This window comes from Neobacillus citreus (genome assembly GCF_018343545.2).
GTDB classification, from domain to species: domain Bacteria; phylum Bacillota; class Bacilli; order Bacillales; family Cytobacillaceae; genus Neobacillus; species Neobacillus citreus.
This window is the reverse complement of sequence record NZ_JAGYPE020000004.1, coordinates 16,720-33,999: the sequence shown is the minus strand read 5'-3', so window position 1 is coordinate 33,999 and position 17,280 is coordinate 16,720. Positions and strand designations below refer to the sequence as shown.

Sequence of the window (17,280 nt, the reverse complement as noted above, 5' to 3'; positions counted from 1 at the left end):
ATAACGACTCTCTTAAAAAATTCAATTTAATATCGAAAATTCCTTCATTAATAGAAATTTTCAAAAAATACCGAGGCTGTTTCAAAACTTTTTGGGGTGCCCCATTGAAACAACCTCTACACGCCTATAGAATCGTATCCGCAATATCTTCCATTATGGATTCGGCTTTTTGCAGGTTTAGTCGCGCAAGCCGAATTTCTTTGTACCATCTTTCGATTGGCAGGTCACCGGCGTAACCCGAGCCACCATGAATTTGCAGAACATCATCAATAACTTTTGAAGCTGTTTCCGTTGCATGCAATTTTGCCATTTGCGCGGCAATCTGCCAATTATGTTCAAGTGCTTCGACCATATGGGCCGCATCTCCTACCATTAATCTTGCAGCTTTTAAATTCAATACAGCATTAGCCAGCATGGAACGGATGGTTGGAAATTCGGCAAGCGGTTTACCTCTTGTAATCCGAAGCTTGGCATACTGTTTTCCGTATTCGAGCGCTTTTACAGCTATACCAATGCTTTTGGCTCCGAGCAATACCTGTAATTCTGCCAGCCAGTGCCGAACGAGGGACAGTCCTTCCCCTACAGCACCGATTCGTTGGCTGTCATGAACACGGAAATTATTTAATGTAACACTGTGTGTTGTTTGAACATCAATCAATACGGTTTCCTTCATTTCTAGTAAATCTGCATCGAGCAAAAATAACGTTGGCTGTGCATCACCTTCTTCTAATTGGCAATTGACGAGAACGACGCCAAAGGTTGATTGGTCCATATTTTGGATGTAAGCCTTATCGCCGTTTATCACCCATTCATTTCCTTGTCTGACAGCTATTGCGGTTAAATTTTCAAGATGGTTATCTTCCTGTTCCTCCCAGACAGCGACAAAACAGCCCTTGCCCTGACTGATCGCAGGCTTAATATAGGTGTCAATCTGTTGTTTAGTGCATTTTTCTAAAAAACTAGGAAACTCTCCGCCAAATGCATCGGCGGCCGGATGATAAAGTCCGAGCCGATGCTTAGCTGCCTCCTCCAATAAAACGGCCCTGACTGGTAAAGATAAACCGGCACCACCCCATTCCGCTTTAGCATGCAACGCCTCCAACCCAGCCCTTTTGGCCACCTTCTTGAGGCGGGTTATGACTTCTTCTGGCAGGTCTCTAACGTATTTTTTCGGTGAAAGCTCTGCAGGCAGCACATGCTCTTTGATGAACGACTGAACGGTCTTTTTTAAAATTTCTATTTCATTTTCAACAAGTAGGTCGGGCATGAGTCTCACTTCTTTACGAAAGATTGATATTTTTCAATTCGCTAATAGATGGTTGTAATTCGCTAATAAACTTACAAAAATCGCTAATAAAACCGTTAAATTCGCTAATAGCCCGTAAAATCCGCTAATAGTGTGTCGGCTACACTTAATTAAAGCCCTTTTTATCGCAAAAGTTCTTTCCTTTGGGCTTTTGCCGCCATATTTAGCAGGTTCTTAATGCCAGTATCCAATTTGCCAAAGCGTTCATCTGGTGCTTCGCCAATACTCCAGCGATAATAAAGTTGCTGAAGGATGACAGCAATTTTATAAAAAGCAAACGTTAGATAATAATCAATATTGGAGATGTCCCGGCCGCTTTTCTGTGCATACCGCTCCAGCATTTCTTTTCTGGAAAGGAAGCCGGGGTTGGTGGTAACGGAAGTCAATCCACTGTTCTCCTCATCAGGCTGTGTCCAGTAGGCGATCGCGGATGCCAAATCCGTTAACGGATCTCCGATGGTACTCAATTCCCAATCAAAGACGCCGACGACTTCTCCCGGGTTATTAGAGGAAAACATCATATTATTTAATTTAAAATCATTGTGAACAATCGTTGGTGCGGGTGAAGGAGGAATATTGTCAATTAGCCATTTTTCTAAAGTGTCAACAGAAGGGATATCATCCGTTTTCGAGTTATGGAATCGTTTGATCCAGCCATGCACCTGACGGCTTAAGTACCCGTCCGGATAACCGAAATTCTGTAGGCCGGCTGCTTCATAATCCACAGCATGGAGCTGGACCAAGGTATCGACCACGGCATGGGAAACGAGTAGGCCCGTATCTTCCCTGTTTTTAAATGCATCAGGTAGCGAATCATCAAGGACCACACCTTCTTTTTTCTCCATCACATAGAAGTGACGCTCCATGATCTCTGAATCCTCGCAGTACAAGTAGGGCTTTGGAGCCATTGGGAAAACGCGGTTTAATTTTTCAAGAACATCAAATTCCCTTTTCATATCATGTGCTTTTGGCGGTATAGCGCCAAACGGCGGTCTTCTTAAAACAGCCTGCCACTTCCCAATGGTGATAAAATATGTTAAGTTTGAATACCCAGCTGAAAACGCCTTGTATTGAATTGGTTCGTCACTTATTACTGGAATTTCTTGCTTGAGATATTGCTCAACCTTTTCCCAGTTCACTTCGGTTATCTTATTTTTGGACTGCTGCTGGCTCATTCAATCTCTCCTTTGCTTGATACTCCTTTAATACCTGTCTGGCTACTACCATCCGGTGGACTTCATCGGCACCATCATAGATGCGGGCGGCCCTTGCTTCTCGGTAAAGACTTTCGAGCGGAGTGTTTGGTGTTAATCCGTACATTCCTAGAGTTTGAATCGCCCGGTCAATCACATTGTTCAAAACCTGTGCCCCGTAAAACTTGATGAGGGATACTTCTTTGCGTGCTTCATCACCCTGGTCCATTTTCCAAGCGGCGTGCAGCGTCAGCAGTCTTGAAGCCTGTATTTCTGCTTCACAATCGGCGATGTAGTTTTGGATAAGTTGCGAGTCTGCGAGTCTTTGCTGGCCGTCTTTTTTCGTTAATGCATATGCCAGCATTTCATTTAAGGAGCGACGGGCAACCCCGATCCAGCGCATGGCGTGAGTTATTCGTCCGGGACCTAAGCGCAGCTGGGCAAGCTTAAAGCCTTCACCCCGTTTTCCGAGCAAACTTTTCTCCGGAACACGACAGTTATGAAAATGAACCTCACAGTGTCCGCCGACATAATGATCACCTAAAACCGGGACTTCACGAATAATTTTAAAGCCCGGGTTATCGGTATCGACGATGAATAGGCTTGTTCGGTGGTATGGGTCTGCATCAGGATCGGTCACCACCATGGCGATTGCAAATGCTGCCCCCTCTGCTCCTGTTGTGTACCATTTATTGGCGTTAATGACCCAATCATCCCCCTCTTTGACAGCCTTCCCTTTTAATGTTCTCGGATCAGAACCTGATACTTCCGGTTCGGTCATGGCAAAACAGGAGCGGATATCATAGTTTGCTAGCGGCTTTAAATATTTTTCCTTTTGTTCCTCAGTCGCTGCGTGGACTAAAATTTCGGCATTACCGGCGTCAGGTGCCATCGATCCAAACACGTAGGGGCCAAGCGCGCTTTGACCGATTACTTCTGACAGCAGTCCTAAAGAAACGAATCCCATACCCATTCCGCCGTATTCCTTCGGCAAATGGGCCGCCCATAAGCCATTTTCCTTCACAACCTTCTGCAGGGGCTTTAAAATTTCATCCGGCAGCCCACGATGTGGAACCATGTATTTTTCATTAGGAAATACATGCTCTTCCATTATTTCTTCCGCTTTATTGATCATTCTTCGTTGTTCGTCACTTTCAGTGAAATGAAACACCTGCGATCGCTCCTTTTTCGAAGAATCATTGTTAGCGTTTTCTTTGATTTGATTAAATAATAGCAATTTTCTTTTAATTATACAATCGAGCAATTTTTGAATTTTTATTTAAAACAGTCTAGCGGCTGATGTTCGCTACCGCAAAAAAAATAACCCGCATCTTTAAATGGCGGGTGGTTGTTTAGTTACCTTTTATACTGTTTTTAAATTGATCATAGTCTGTTTTTATGTAATGGAAGGCTTTTGCGCTGCCGCCATGGTCGGGGTGTGTTTCTATTAATAATTTTTTAAATCCGACTAGCACTTCTTTTGGATTGGCCGTCTTGGAGAGTCCTAGTCTTCTACGAAAATCTTGCGGAATAGAATGTGGTGCAGATTGGTATTGGATTTTTTCCTCTTCTCCTCTACCTTGTTTCGAGAGCTCTTCTTTAAGTCTTAACAATTCCTTGCGAAGCTCGATATTTTCCTTTAAAACCTGCTTGGTTTCCATTTGCAATTCAGTATTCTCATTTTTAAGGCTAGCGATTTCCTTTTGCAGTTTGTCCCGTTGCTGACTCATCGCCTTTACAGAAGTTTGGTGAAGCTCTTGAATCCCTTTGATTTGCTCATCCTGTGCTTTAAGTTTTACTTTCAGCTCACGAATCGTCATATCGGAAGGTCTGTCTTCAAAAGCTGGCAATTTGGGCTGGGTAGATAGGTATTCCTTGATTTGGTCCACATTCCCTAGTCTATGAATCTTCCCTTCATTATACCAGCGTTTGACTAGTTGAATACCGATATTTGAAGCAACACCTGCATCCTTTAATAGGTCAAAGGCTTGATCCGTATCTTCCAGTATGTACTCTGTTTTGGAGAGCCTTTGCTTCCCTTCAAACCTGATTTTTCGCTCCCGCATCCAACGTCTAACCGTCTGAATACTAAGCTCATCCGGAACTCCAGCACTCTTTAACAACTCAAAAGCTTGATCAGTATTCACAAGAATCCTCCTCCAAAAACAACTGAGGTGACAGAAAATGACACAAATGGCCATATATTTTAATAGTTTCCTATTTAATATTAAAGGAGGAAAAAAAGAATGTGAATGGCTCAATAAGACTATTAAATGAGGCATGTGGACGGTTCTTATGCCTCACTCGGGAGAATGTACGAAGCAGGTTTTAAGGAGTTTCTTGGTTTGTGTTAGATTTTTGAGGAGAATTTACTTGTAGTTCCAATCTACATTTTTTATCACGTATATTTTTGCGGAACTGGTTCCGGGGAACATGAACACTTCTACTTTTCAATAATCCTAAAATATAATATTCTTAGAATTGTCGGTATTAGGTAACGACTTGCAAAGATTAACCAAAGGAGCTCATAACATGATTAACGTTTTATTCGTCTGTCTGGGAAACATTTGCCGATCACCGATGGCTGAGGCTGTGTTTCGTGACTTACTGAAAAAAGAAAATCTGTCTAACAAAATTACTGTAGATTCCGCTGCAACAAGTTCATGGCATATCGGATCCCCACCCCATAAAGGAACCTTGGGAATCTTAAAGAAATATAACATTTCCTCGGAGGGCCTTGTCGGACGTCAATTAACAAAAGACGACTTTGAAAAATTCGACTACATCATCGGCATGGATGAAAGCAACACAAGAAACATTTACGAAATTACAGGAAAGCCAAAACATCCAAAAATCATCCGTCTTCTCGACCTAACTGAACACAAAAAAGATGTTCCGGATCCTTACTATACAGGTGATTTTCAAGAAACCTACCAGCTTGTTTTAGAAGGATGCCGGGCTTTACTTGAGAGAATCCTTGCAGAAAATTAAAAAACGAGGACAGTTCTTTTGCCTCACCTCAGGAAAACTGAGGCAAGAGAACCGTCCCCATGCATCATTTTAAGATTTCGTCTACCATGGTTCTCATTGAGTAAACTACGGTTTTTTTGTACTTTACAGCCAAGATAAGGACTCTGATTTGTTGGGAGCGGGTTAGTTGCTTGAAACGAGGTTCTTTTTTTAGAAAGGAGCGGACAATCGACCAGCTTTTTGGTGTGAAAGGAAAATCATCCAGGGGCTGCTTTTTAAGCAAACGATGAAACCACGATTTAATATCAGAGGAAGTGCTTTTGTCTACAATACACGGCGCGTAAATACTTTTTGTATGTTTCTTGAGGCTTTCGAAGCGCTCCTGCCCACTGACAATAATATAGCTGCCATCTTTCCTGCTTTTTCTTACCACCAACACAAACATACAATCCCACATAAATCTCTGCAGCCTCTTCATGTGCTCTGTCATCTTCGTCGAAAAGTCCGGCTTGATTTTATCAAGCGGAATATATTGAACCGTAAATTTCATCATCATCCCCTCCTGTTTAATGATGAGTCCATTCCCACTCATTATATGCGTAAACCGGGCTAAGAAGAAGCATGGGGACGGTTCTTGTGCCTCATTCATAAAATAAATGATGCATGAGAACCGTCCCCATGCATCATTTCACATATTCTTTTAAAACATTTATAAATCTGGTTGGTTCGTCTACGCGAATTGCTACTTGTGAATATTTTTTTTTGATTCCCATAATTAATGTTGCTTCGGCTGGGTATTTTAATTTCAATATGACGTCAGGCTTTACTTCTTCAAAGTCACGAGCAATGAATTCGATTGTATACTTAGGACGTTTTCCAACCAATGGCGCCTCGATAACTTCTTCAACATCGCCCCACTTTATTTCCATTCGTTTCATTAATCCGAGGGAAATGTACATACCTTCTTCAGTGACAAGCAAGGGATTATGGCGAACGGCTTGGATATCACCTAAAAAGAAAATAACTGTGTAAATATTAAGTACGAGTAAAATTATTGATAGAATCACAGACTTTTCATGAAACAACCAATGAAGCCCAGCCATTTCAATAACCGTCGCGTGAATCAGCATCACTTGCATCGCAATCAAACTCGATTTTTGATGTAACGTAAATGCATTCGGACCAAGCTGTTGTTTCTTTTTCCAAGATGCGAACGCATAGTAAAACATGAGTATTTCTGAACAAATGATACGAATAATTGGATATGGCTTAACCTCTTGATCCACAGCTTTTGAAAAAGAAAAGATAACCGGTAGGGAACTTCTTTTAACAGAACTTACAATGTTTGGCATATATTTGAACAACGAGACAAGAACCAAAAACAATAACAACAATAGTCCGCCTTCAACGGCAAACCCAGCCCACGTGACAGCCTCGAATGGTGCCAAATACTCCATCGGTATGAGGTAGCGCACCAGAATAAGTCCGCCTGCTATCCCCACAAACAGGTTTTTCCAATTCATTTTTCGTTTCCACACCAAAAATAAAATCGGTGAAATTAACGCTAAGTCTACCATGGAAGCAGCAACGATGATATTCGGTTGTTCAGGCAATATTTGAATTCCCAATGTTGTATGGTACAAGGAATAATTCGCACTCAACACTAATAACAGCAGAATCAGCAGCGAATTGCGGTTCAAGGTTCTTTTTAAAACCATAAAAGTACCTCTTTCCTTTTTCTTTCATTATACCATATTTTACCTATACAACTATAAGATATATTAAAAAAGTATCCTAATAAAGGATACTTAATCTACTTCTATTCAATTCCCGGAAACCAGCCAGGAGTATGGATGATAGCTTGCCACAATGGGTCTGGAACCATTAATTCCTCCTGCTTTCCTTTGTCAATTTTTGTTACTATTTCATCTTCCTTGCCTTCTGCAACCTTTTGAACCCAATCTGGATCAATAATTAATTCCCGACCCATTGCAATAAGTGGTATCCCAGTATCCTTTGCACGGAGGACATCGTCTGCAGAATAAAGTGAGCCAACACCGATTACAGGTACCTTACTTCCAACGCGTTCCTGTATAATTTCGATTCGAGCCCGAGAATCGTCCACGCCTCTTTTTGGCTTTGACCAGAAATCATTTAATGAAACATGAAGGTAATCAAGGTTTTTATCCGCCAGCGCATCGATTAACACCAAAGTATCTGCCATCGTAATCCCAGGTGTTTCTGGTTCTTCCGGTGAAAAGCGGTAGCCGACAATGAAAGGTTCATTTGTATTTTCGGCAACAACCCTTTTCACTTCATCGACAATTGCCAGTGGAAAGGTCAATCTCTTTTCAATGCTGCCGCCCCATCGGTCCTCCCGGCGATTGGCATGCGGAGAAAAGAATTGCTGAATAAGATAGCCATTTGCCCCATGGATTTCAACACCATCAAATCCTGCTTCGATGGCCCTTCTAGTTGTTTCCCCAAATGCTTTAATAATGGCTTCAATTTCTTCTTCCGGCAGTTCTCTAGGAACAGGCTTCCCTGCCCCTTCAGACGGAATGGCACTAGCACTAACAACATCACCATTTGGCACTAATTGAGGAGGAACTTGCCTCCCGCCATGGAAAATTTGCAATACAGCTTTAGCACCCTGCTCTTTAATACCTATGGCCAGTTGTCGTAAACTGGGGATTAATTCATCAGAATCAGCGCCAAATTCTCCATTAAACCCCTTACCATTTGCAGTAACATATGTACAAGCAGTGACCACCATTCCTACACCGCCAGACCGCCTTGCATAATATTTAACTTCGGAATCCGAAACCGTCCCATCCTCGTTCGATGAAAAATTAGTCATCGGTGCCATCACTATCCGGTTTTTCAATTCAACACCACATGGTAAAGTAAACGACTCAAACAAAGCTTTAAATTTAGAATTCAATGCAAGATCCCCCAAAATGAAATTCTTTTCATCCATACTTTTCCCTAACAAAGGCAAGTGATGCATGGGGACGGTTCTCGTGTATCATTATAATACTGCTATATTATGTATATCGGTGGTCGGGATTGAACCAACACTCCGAATTCTACTTCATTTATTTTTATATCTCTTAGGCTTATTCTCAAGATCCCTTGTATGCTTTCCGCAATTCCTCAAGATCAAATTTCTTCATTTTTAGAAATGCTTTCGTTACGCGTGCAAGTTGATCAGGTGTACTTTTGCTCATCATCTCGTCCATCTCCCTAGGCACAATTTGCCAGGATATACCATACTGGTCTTTCAGCCAGCCGCATTGTTCTGCTTCAGGAACCTTAGAGAGCTTCTCCCAGTAGTAATCAATCTCTTCTTGTGTGTTGCAGTATACCATAAATGAGATTGCCTCGTTAAAACTGAATTTATGATCGTGGGCACTATCCATTGCGGTAAACCACTGATCTTCAAGCATGAATTCACTGAACATAACTGTTCCTTCTTTGTCAGGTTCCATTCCTTTAGGATAGCGGGCGATCAGTCCCTGCTTCGCGTCCTTAAAAACTGATAAATAAAAATTAATCGCCTCTTCCGCGTTACCGCATTGATCACCGACAAACAAAAGTGATGGAATTAATGGAGGCCGCTCTTCACCTTCTGGATTGGTTAGGATTAACTGCCATGTCAAACCAAACTTATCCTGAATCCAGCCATACCTCTCACTGAACGGATACTTATCAAGCGGCATTAACGCTGTGCCGCCTTCGGATAATCTGTTCCAAACTTCATCTATTTTTTCCCTCGCGTCTTTATCTCGTGATGGATCAAAATTTACCATAAAAGAGATCGACGGATTGATCTTGAAAAAAGGTCCTGCGCTGATAGCCGCGAACTTCTGGCCCCATAGCTCAAATGAGACTATATCGGAGTCACCTGAGGGTGTGTCGTGAATGGTTGTCACATCTGTAATTTTCGAGTCCGGGAATATGTTAACGTAAAACTCGGCTGCATCTTTTGCCTCCTTGTCATACCATAAATGCGGAACAATTTTTTGATTTGTTTTTGTCAAATCTCTTCCTCCTTTATTCTCTTACGGATGCATGGGGATGGTTCTTTTGTATCAAAATTTTAAAAAAACAAAAATATAATTTTTTTCTAGAAATCCCTTTCCCGAAAACGTACAAGAAAGGTTGTTCCTTCAGTGCTTGTTTGCATATCGATAACGGCTCCATGACGCTCGGCGACACTATAGCAGATGGGCAGGCCCAGGCCAGTCCCGGAATCTTTGGTAGTGAAAAACGGTGTCCCGATCATTTCGATCAGTTCAGGTTCGATACCGGAGCCTTGGTCTTGGATTTCCAGCACTACATCCTGCCCGTCAAGATAAGTTTTAATTGTCAATTCCCCGCCGGCTGCCATCGACTCGAGCCCATTCAGGGAAAGATTAAGAATTAGTTGGCTAATTTCTTTTTCATCAAGATAAAGCATCGGGACTTCCGATAACAGCAAGGAGACCGTTTTATCCGTCAGCAGCGCTTCGGCTTTGATCAAAGGATAAAGCCCCTCAATAATCGGATTCAACCACTGAGATTTTTTATACGATTGCTTGTTTTTCGCTAAATTAAGAAATTCGGAAATAATTGAATTGGCCCGGTCCAGTTCGGACAGCATTAAATCAATATATTGAACGGATAGATTGTCGATGCTTTTCTTTGAAAGCTCCAAAAACCCTTTGACGGTGGTCATCGGATTCCTAATTTCATGGGCAATTCCCGCCGCCATTTCACCAATTAAATTGAGGCGGTCTAGGCGCGCTATTTTCGCTCCCAATTGTTCAAGCTCGGTTACATCAGTTATCACGCTGAGAATGCAGCTTTCACCTTTCACCTCAATGATTTCAGTTGCCAACAATCCCTGCCGCTTCTCTCCTGATTTTGTTAGGTAATGAATCTTTTCATTTTGCGAGGATTCCTTGTGGCAGGCAGGTAAAATCGCCGGTTGCCGGCCGATGACCTCTACTAAGGAATAACCGGTAAATTTGAGCCAGCTTGCATTGACGTCCAGGTACCTGTTGTCAGTCAATGAACGAATTTCAATCAGGCAGGGACTTGATTGAAAAATTTTATAAAAATGCTCCTGCGACAGGCGCAGGTCTTCAGAAAATTGTTTTCGGACTTCAATTTCCTTCCGCAGCTCTTCTTCAAATTGCATCCGTACCTCTATTTCTTTACGCAGCTTTTCGTTGGCAATGACAAGTTCATTCGTCCTCTCTTCCACCAGCTTCTCGAGCAGCTCGTATTGCTGCTTCCGCTCGGTAATATCGCGCAGCGAACAAACGTAGAAATGCTCATTATGGATAACAGCCTCACCGATTTGCAGCTCGACAGGAAAGTGATTTTCGTTTTTATGCTTGGCAACAGCCTCAAGCATTTTCCCGATGGAGGATCCATTTTGATCCCACATTTTCACAAAAAGGTCCTCCATTTTAAGTCCCAAAAAATCCCCCATTGAATAGCCAAATAATTTTTGGGCTGCAGGATTGACCGAGATTATCGACCCTTCCTGGTCAAACGTAATAATCGTGTCAATCAGTGTTTCTTCAATCACCCGGGCCAATTCTTCTTTTTTTTGCAAATCAAGGGTCGTCTTGTTCAGCTTTGCGTTTACATGAAGAAGCTCTTGCTTCCGCTCGATTTCCTTACGATCCTGATTTTGATGGATTTTGACAAACTCCTGCACCTTTAACTTTAATGTCTCCGGATGGAACGGCTTAAAAATATAATCAACTGCCCCTAAATTATATCCCTTTAGGACATGCTCGGTCGTTTGACTGATAGCCGTGATAAAAATAATTGGAACAAACTTTGATTTTTCCCGCGCCTTAATCAATTTTGCCGTTTCAAAACCGTTCAAGCCTGGCATTTGCACATCCAGCAAAATGACGGCAAAATTCTGCCTCAGTACACATTTTAGCGCTTCCTCACCCGAGCCTGCCTTCACTAAACGATAATGGGGCGATGCTAAAACTGCCTCTAAAGCGAGCAGGTTTTCCGGGCGGTCATCGACCATTAAAATATTGATTGGATCCACAGGATGGATATTATGAATGGATTTTACGGTAGAGTTTCTCATCAGAATCGACTTCCTCATAATAATTTGCGATATCGGTAAACTGGATTCCTTCCTTACTTCCCAAGCCAAGGAATCCGGATGCAGACAGACTTTCATGCAGCAGGTGCAGCACACGATTTTGCAGCGATTTATTAAAATAGATCATGACATTCCGGCAAATGATGACATGAAATTCATTAAACGATTGGTCGGTGGCTAAATTATGCTGCGCAAACACTACATTTTCCGTAAGAAAAGAATGGAAGGCGGCGCATGACTCCCGGGCAACATAATATTCGGAAAAAGCACTTGTCCCGCCTGCCTCAAGGTAGTTTTTCGTATAATTTTTCATTTTGTTCAAGGGCATCATCGCTTTTTTGGCCTGGTCCAGGGCCGCCTCGCTAATATCGGTGGCATAAAGTCTAGTTTTTTTATAAAGGCCTTCCTCATGCAGGAGAATCGCCATCGACAGGACCTCTTCACCAGTTGCACAGCCGACATGCCAAATCCGAATCGTTGGATAATTGCGCAAGAGCGGAACAACCTTTGTCCGAAATGCTAGAAAAAACGAAGGGTCGCGGAACATTTCCGTCACATTTATTGAAAAATCGTTAAATAAGCGACGCATCAACAGCGGGTCGTAGAGAATCTTTTGCTGGAGGTCAGAGATTCCTGAGAGCTTCTCCGTCCGGATCCGATGTTCAGTTCGCCGCTTCACAAACGGGGCAGAATAATTACGGAAATCAACCCCATATAAGCGATAAATCCCCTCTAGCAGCAGGTTCATTTCAATCTTTTCAATTTCACTCTTGTCGAATGATATTAATTTTTCCATTTATAATTAAACCTTTCTTATCGATATAGCCAAACTCGCATAATGGAAATAAGTTGCTCTATATGCACGGGTTTGCTGATATAATCAGATGCCCCGGCTTCGATGCATTTTTTTCGATCACTTTTCATTGCTTTTGCGGTCAGGGCAATGATAGGAAGATTCATATATTCAGGCATCTGGCGGATAGCGCGAATCGCTTCAAACCCATCCATTTCCGGCATCATAATGTCCATCAACACGAGGTCAATATCCGGATTTTTTTGCAGGACATCGATGCCTTCCCTGCCATTTTCCGCAAAAACGACGTCAACAAAATAGCTTTCAAGTGCTGTTGTTAAAGCAAAAATATTGCGCATATCATCGTCGACAATCAGGATTTTTTTCCCTTCAAGCGATTCCCCGGTAAAACTAGCCGGCTTTGATTCTTCAACCGTGACGGCCGCCTCAAGCCGTGCTGGTTCATATGCCAAACCAGGAATGTATAATGTAAACGTGCTGCCTTCGCCGATTTTGCTGTCAACCGTCAGATAGCCGCCTAAAAGCTGAGCCAGTTCGCGGCTGATCGATAGCCCCAGGCCAGTGCCGCCATATTTGCGGCTTGTCGTTCCATCGGCTTGTTGAAAGGCCTCAAAAATTAACTTCTGATTCTCTAGTGAAATGCCAATCCCTGTATCTCTCACTGAAAAAGCAATCATGGTTTCGACTTGATTATTTCCCTTTTCCTCTGAAAAAGCAGTTTGCTTTGCTTTCTCAATCCGCAGCAAAATCCGGCCCTTTTCTGTAAATTTGAAGGCATTTGATAGCAAATTGGTAAGAATTTGCTGGAGCCGCTGTGGATCTGTATGGATTAGACCCGGTAAAAAACGGTCAAGCTGAATCGAAAAGTCGAGTCCCTTTTGCCGTGCCAGCGGGAAAAATTGTGACTCGAGTGATGCCTTTATTTCTTGAATCTCTGTTTTCTCTAGGTAAATCTCCATCTTACCAGCCTCAATTTTAGAGATATCAAGGACATCATTGATTAACCGCAGCAGGTCATGTCCAGAGGAAAGGATTGTTTTTGCATATTCAACCTGCTTTGGGGTTAGGTTTTGAGCGCTGTTTTCTGAAAGCATTTGTGCCAGAATCAACAAGCTGTTCAGCGGTGTCCGCAGCTCGTGTGACATATTGGCAAGAAACTCGGATTTATATTGGGAACTCATCATTAATTGCTGAGCCTTCTCCTCAAGCATATTTTTAATTTTTTCAAGTTCATGCGTTTTTTTCTCGGAGCTTTTGAACTGCTCTTCAAGCTGTTCATTGACGGTCCGTAATTCTTCCTGCTGCAATTGCAGTTCTTCGGACTGACTTTGCAGCTCTTCGGTCAGGGTTTGTGATTCCTGGAGCAATTCTTCCACCCGCATATGCCTTTGGATACTCTTTATGTTGATCCCAAGATGGCTGACAACTTCCTCAAGGAGTACCTGTTCAAGCCGAGCGAATGGTTTAAATGAAGCGAGTTCAATGACAGCAAGCACTTCTCCCTGATATTCAGCAGGAATGACAAGGATGCTGTTTGGGGACGCTTCGCCAGTGCCGGATGAAATTTTGATATAATTATCGGGTATGTCTTCAAGCGATATCGGCCTTCTGTCAAGCGCACATTGACCGACTAGCCCTTCACCCACAGAGAAACTTTCCCGCCCAACAGGCTCCTCCTGGCCGGCATATGACCCATACCTTCGAAATACGCTGTCTTCCTTCATATAAATAAGCCCGTAGCTTGCCCCGACAATAGGCGCCAACCTTGTAATAAAAAGCTGAGCTAATTCATTAAGGTTGTTAATGCCGGGGTACATCGTGGCAATTTCCGCAATCTTCGTATTTAACCAGCTTTGTTCCTCAGCTGCAATTTTTAATTCTTTTTCTTGTTTATGATGTTTCTCAAGCACCTGGGCCATTTCATTATAAGCGATTGAGATTTTCCCAATTTCATCCTTTGTTTTCACTTTGATCCGCGGCAGATGGTCCCCCTTGCCAAAGGCGGCGCTTGTGAAAACGGACATGACATTATTTAAATTTTTAGACATACTCCTTAGGATAAAGAATGTGATCGCTCCGCCCAAGATGAGAACGGCGACAGCATAGCCAAATATGAATTTGTAGGCGGTGGAGGTGGTATTGTTCGACAGCTCAAATTCACTTTGGACTCCATCCTCCTGAATGGTCTGTAAGTAATTGGCATCACTTGTCATTTTATCAATGACATCCCACGTATCATACCAAAATAGGTTCCTTGCTTCTTCGTCTTTGTTTTGTTCCATTAACTTATTGGTCTTTGCCTCCATAGCACGGAGCTGAATACTTAATGATTGTAACTCAGCGATGACTTTCTGAGATTTTTCGCGTTTGTCGAGCTTACGGAGAGTCTCAATCGCTTGATTGGCATTCAAGTAACTTTGTTCCTTATGATCTTGAAATTCTTTTAACAGGTCAGCTGGCGGATTCGCCAAAATGCCCTTGGAATCACTGCGATACCAATTGAGGGAATCTTGGATCTTGTAGGCAGTCTTTGCCAGTTCGTAGTTGTCAACGGCATTCTTCATATTCGTGTTCAACTGATTCATCAGCATCATTAAGAATAATAAAAAAACAATAAACAGGAAAATCAATAAGCCAAACCCTAAATACAATTTTGTTTTAAATTTCATAATTATTTTTTCACCGCTCTGCCAAGTTTGTTTAATGCTGAAAACCATTTCATATATATACTCTAGTTTACAATTAACCTATTGAAACTTACTAGAATAAAAATCAGACTTATCCAAATTATTTTAACAAAAATTTTTAAGAAAATTTGTTTTTTCGACAAAGCTCGAAAAATAATTTTTATGACAAATAGAGATGGCATTCTGTTTTGAAACTTGTCGATAAAAGCCAACCGCAGATCTTCCAATAACTAGTTCAAATCCTACCAATTTTAGGTTATCTAATCCCCTTTTTCTAGCAAATTAAAAAACACACCGCCCAAGGCACTGTACCTTCACCAGGTATCACAAAAAGGCCAGCCTAAAATTTGGCTGACCTTAACCGAAACGGATTGGATTCTATTTTATGGAACCATCCAACCTAATACAATGCTATTTTGCAGGAATGTCATGATACAGACAATAAAGACCAAAACAATACTGTGTTTAACCGTAAAGCGGAACAAGTCGGCCTCTTTTCCTGCCAGGCCTACAGCTGCACACGCTACAGCAATCGATTGTGGTGAAATCATTTTTCCAGTAACCCCACCCGAAGAGTTTGCAGCGACTGCTAATACCGGATCCATACCAAGGTTCAGTGCTGTCACCTTTTGCATTGCACCAAACAAAAGGTTCGATGATGTATCTGATCCAGTGATAAACACGCCTAACCATCCAAGGACTGGAGAGAAAAAGGCAAATAAGGAACCTGTTTTTGCGAGCGTCATTCCTAATGTCGTACTCATCCCCGATGAGTTAGTTACATAGGCATACCCTACAACTGAAGCGATTGTAATGATAGGGAACTTTAGTTCGTTGAGAGTTTCCCCAAAGGTTGCAACCCATTCTTTCCAAGAAATTTTAACGATAAACTTGGTGACAATGGCGGCAATAATGACTGATGTACCAGCTGCACCCAAGATTTCCAGCTTATAAATGGCCGCAACCGGAGCACCGGCAGAATTAATGACTTGGTTGTTTAATAATGGAACTTCAGGCATCAGTGTTAACGCATGTCCAAGAGCATTTACCGCTTTCAAAATAGCGTTTGTTCCTTCATAATGACCCGTCAAAGCCAATTTGACTGTTGGGATTCCCCAAATCGTAATAAATGCAGTCAATACAAGGAATGGTGACCAAGCTTTAAAAATTTGCCCACCTGAGTATTTTACTTGCTGACTATTGGATACTTTAGCAGCAACAGATGCAGCCAGTTCTTGCTCAGATGAAAAGCGGAAAATAGTTTTTGGTTTCCAAAATTTTAAGAAAATTGCTAGGGCAAACAATGACACTAGTGCAGATAAAATATCGGGAAGTTCTGGACCAAGGAAGTTGGAGCTTAAGTATTGAGTTACTGCAAAAGTGAACCCTGTGATGAAAATGGCCGGTAAGATTTCTACTGCTTTCTTAAACCCTGCCATAATAACAACTAAATAAAACGGAACGAATAATGATAAGAACGGCAACTGACGTCCGACCATTTTGGAAATTTCCAATGCTGATATCCCAGTTGGTCCTTCGACGGCAATGATTGGAGTTCCGATTGCACCAAAGGCAACAGGCGCTGTATTGGCTATTAAACACAGGCCAGCAGCGTAAAGAGGATTAAATCCAAGACCCACAAGAAGCGCTGCTGAGATGGCAACCGGAGCGCCAAAACCGGCAGCTCCTTCAAGGAATGCTCCAAATGAGAACGCTACCAAAAGTGCTTGAAGACGTCTGTCCTCGGTAAGTGAAACGACCGAATGGCGGATAATATCGAATTGGCCAGTCTTGACGGTTAATTTGTAGAGGAATACAGATGTGATAATGATCCAGCCTATAGGCAATATTCCATATACGGCACCCTGCGTGGCAGACATGACCGCCATACCGGCAGGCATTTTAAATGCAACTACTGCAAGTATTAAAGCAATTAGTAGTGTTGTTAAACCAGCTAAATAGCCTTTCATGCGTTTTATGGCTAAAGCCCAGAAAAAATATAAAATTGGTATAAGAGCTATCAAAGCGGATAAGGCGAGACTATCCCCCACCGCCGTAAAATTTTGTGTAAATGTCATAGTAATCCCCCATCATAAAAAAATTAAAATTTTCATGTATCGGTCTTATCCCTTTTCAGAACTAGAAATGAATAGTTCTGATGGATAAATCAATAGATTTCTATGATG

At 42.1% G+C, this 17,280-nt stretch carries 13 protein-coding genes; 1 reads left to right on the top strand and 12 read right to left on the bottom strand.

All coding sequences use genetic code 11. The features are described from left to right. Positions 1 to 124: 124 nt before the first annotated feature. The 4 genes from KHB02_RS03770 to KHB02_RS03755 all read right to left on the bottom strand — a co-directional run bounded on the left by KHB02_RS03770 (position 125) and on the right by KHB02_RS03755 (position 4,646). On the bottom strand, positions 125 to 1,267 hold the full coding sequence (locus KHB02_RS03770) for an acyl-CoA dehydrogenase family protein (protein WP_213139858.1): 1,143 nt from the start codon (positions 1,265 to 1,267) through the stop codon (positions 125 to 127). A 161-nt stretch (positions 1,268 to 1,428) separates the two neighbouring features. Further along, positions 1,429 to 2,481 carry a phosphotransferase family protein gene (locus KHB02_RS03765; RefSeq protein WP_213139857.1) on the bottom strand — a complete coding sequence of 351 codons (1,053 nt, stop codon included), beginning with the start codon at positions 2,479 to 2,481 and terminating at the stop codon, positions 1,429 to 1,431. Further along, positions 2,456 to 3,670 (bottom strand): acyl-CoA dehydrogenase family protein, encoded by a 1,215-nt coding sequence (locus KHB02_RS03760; RefSeq protein WP_213139856.1) that lies wholly within the window; start codon positions 3,668 to 3,670, stop codon positions 2,456 to 2,458. The genes KHB02_RS03765 and KHB02_RS03760 overlap by 26 nt, the downstream gene beginning before the upstream one ends. Before the next feature lie 181 nt (positions 3,671 to 3,851). Beyond that, a complete protein-coding gene (locus KHB02_RS03755; protein WP_213139855.1) occupies positions 3,852 to 4,646 on the bottom strand; it encodes a hypothetical protein in 795 nt (264 codons plus the stop codon). 385 nt (positions 4,647 to 5,031) lie between these two features. On the opposite strand from KHB02_RS03755, the gene KHB02_RS03750 reads away from it, so the two are divergent. Next, positions 5,032 to 5,490 carry a low molecular weight protein-tyrosine-phosphatase gene (locus tag KHB02_RS03750; protein ID WP_213139854.1) on the top strand — a complete coding sequence of 153 codons (459 nt, stop codon included), beginning with the start codon at positions 5,032 to 5,034 and terminating at the stop codon, positions 5,488 to 5,490. A 64-nt stretch (positions 5,491 to 5,554) separates the two neighbouring features. On the opposite strand, the gene KHB02_RS03745 is transcribed toward KHB02_RS03750, so the two are convergent. The 8 genes from KHB02_RS03745 to KHB02_RS03710 all read right to left on the bottom strand — a co-directional run bounded on the left by KHB02_RS03745 (position 5,555) and on the right by KHB02_RS03710 (position 17,172). Further along, a complete protein-coding gene (locus KHB02_RS03745) occupies positions 5,555 to 6,019 on the bottom strand; it encodes a ParB N-terminal domain-containing protein (protein ID WP_241113701.1) in 465 nt (154 codons plus the stop codon). 133 nt (positions 6,020 to 6,152) lie between these two features. Next, positions 6,153 to 7,187: a beta-carotene 15,15'-monooxygenase gene (locus tag KHB02_RS03740; RefSeq protein WP_213139852.1), complete on the bottom strand. Its 1,035-nt coding sequence runs from the start codon at positions 7,185 to 7,187 to the stop codon at positions 6,153 to 6,155. 101 nt (positions 7,188 to 7,288) lie between these two features. After that, positions 7,289 to 8,413, bottom strand: a complete 1,125-nt coding sequence (locus tag KHB02_RS03735; RefSeq protein WP_241113700.1) for an NADH-dependent flavin oxidoreductase — start codon at positions 8,411 to 8,413, stop codon at positions 7,289 to 7,291. Positions 8,414 to 8,594: 181 nt separating this feature from the next. Next, complete coding sequence (locus KHB02_RS03730; protein ID WP_213139851.1) at positions 8,595 to 9,512, bottom strand: VOC family protein; 918 nt, start codon at positions 9,510 to 9,512, stop codon at positions 8,595 to 8,597. A gap of 86 nt (positions 9,513 to 9,598) precedes the next feature. Further along, positions 9,599 to 11,575 carry a PAS domain S-box protein gene (locus KHB02_RS03725; RefSeq protein ID WP_213141218.1) on the bottom strand — a complete coding sequence of 659 codons (1,977 nt, stop codon included), beginning with the start codon at positions 11,573 to 11,575 and terminating at the stop codon, positions 9,599 to 9,601. After that, entirely contained in the window at positions 11,544 to 12,389 is an 846-nt protein-coding gene (locus KHB02_RS03720) for a CheR family methyltransferase (RefSeq protein WP_213139850.1), read from the bottom strand. Before KHB02_RS03720 ends, KHB02_RS03725 begins: the two co-directional genes overlap by 32 nt. A 17-nt stretch (positions 12,390 to 12,406) precedes the next feature. Continuing rightward, complete coding sequence (locus tag KHB02_RS03715) at positions 12,407 to 15,076, bottom strand: response regulator (protein ID WP_213141219.1); 2,670 nt, start codon at positions 15,074 to 15,076, stop codon at positions 12,407 to 12,409. A gap of 401 nt (positions 15,077 to 15,477) precedes the next feature. After that, entirely contained in the window at positions 15,478 to 17,172 is a 1,695-nt protein-coding gene (locus KHB02_RS03710; protein ID WP_213139849.1) for an L-lactate permease, read from the bottom strand. Between the last annotated feature and the right edge of the window lie 108 nt (positions 17,173 to 17,280).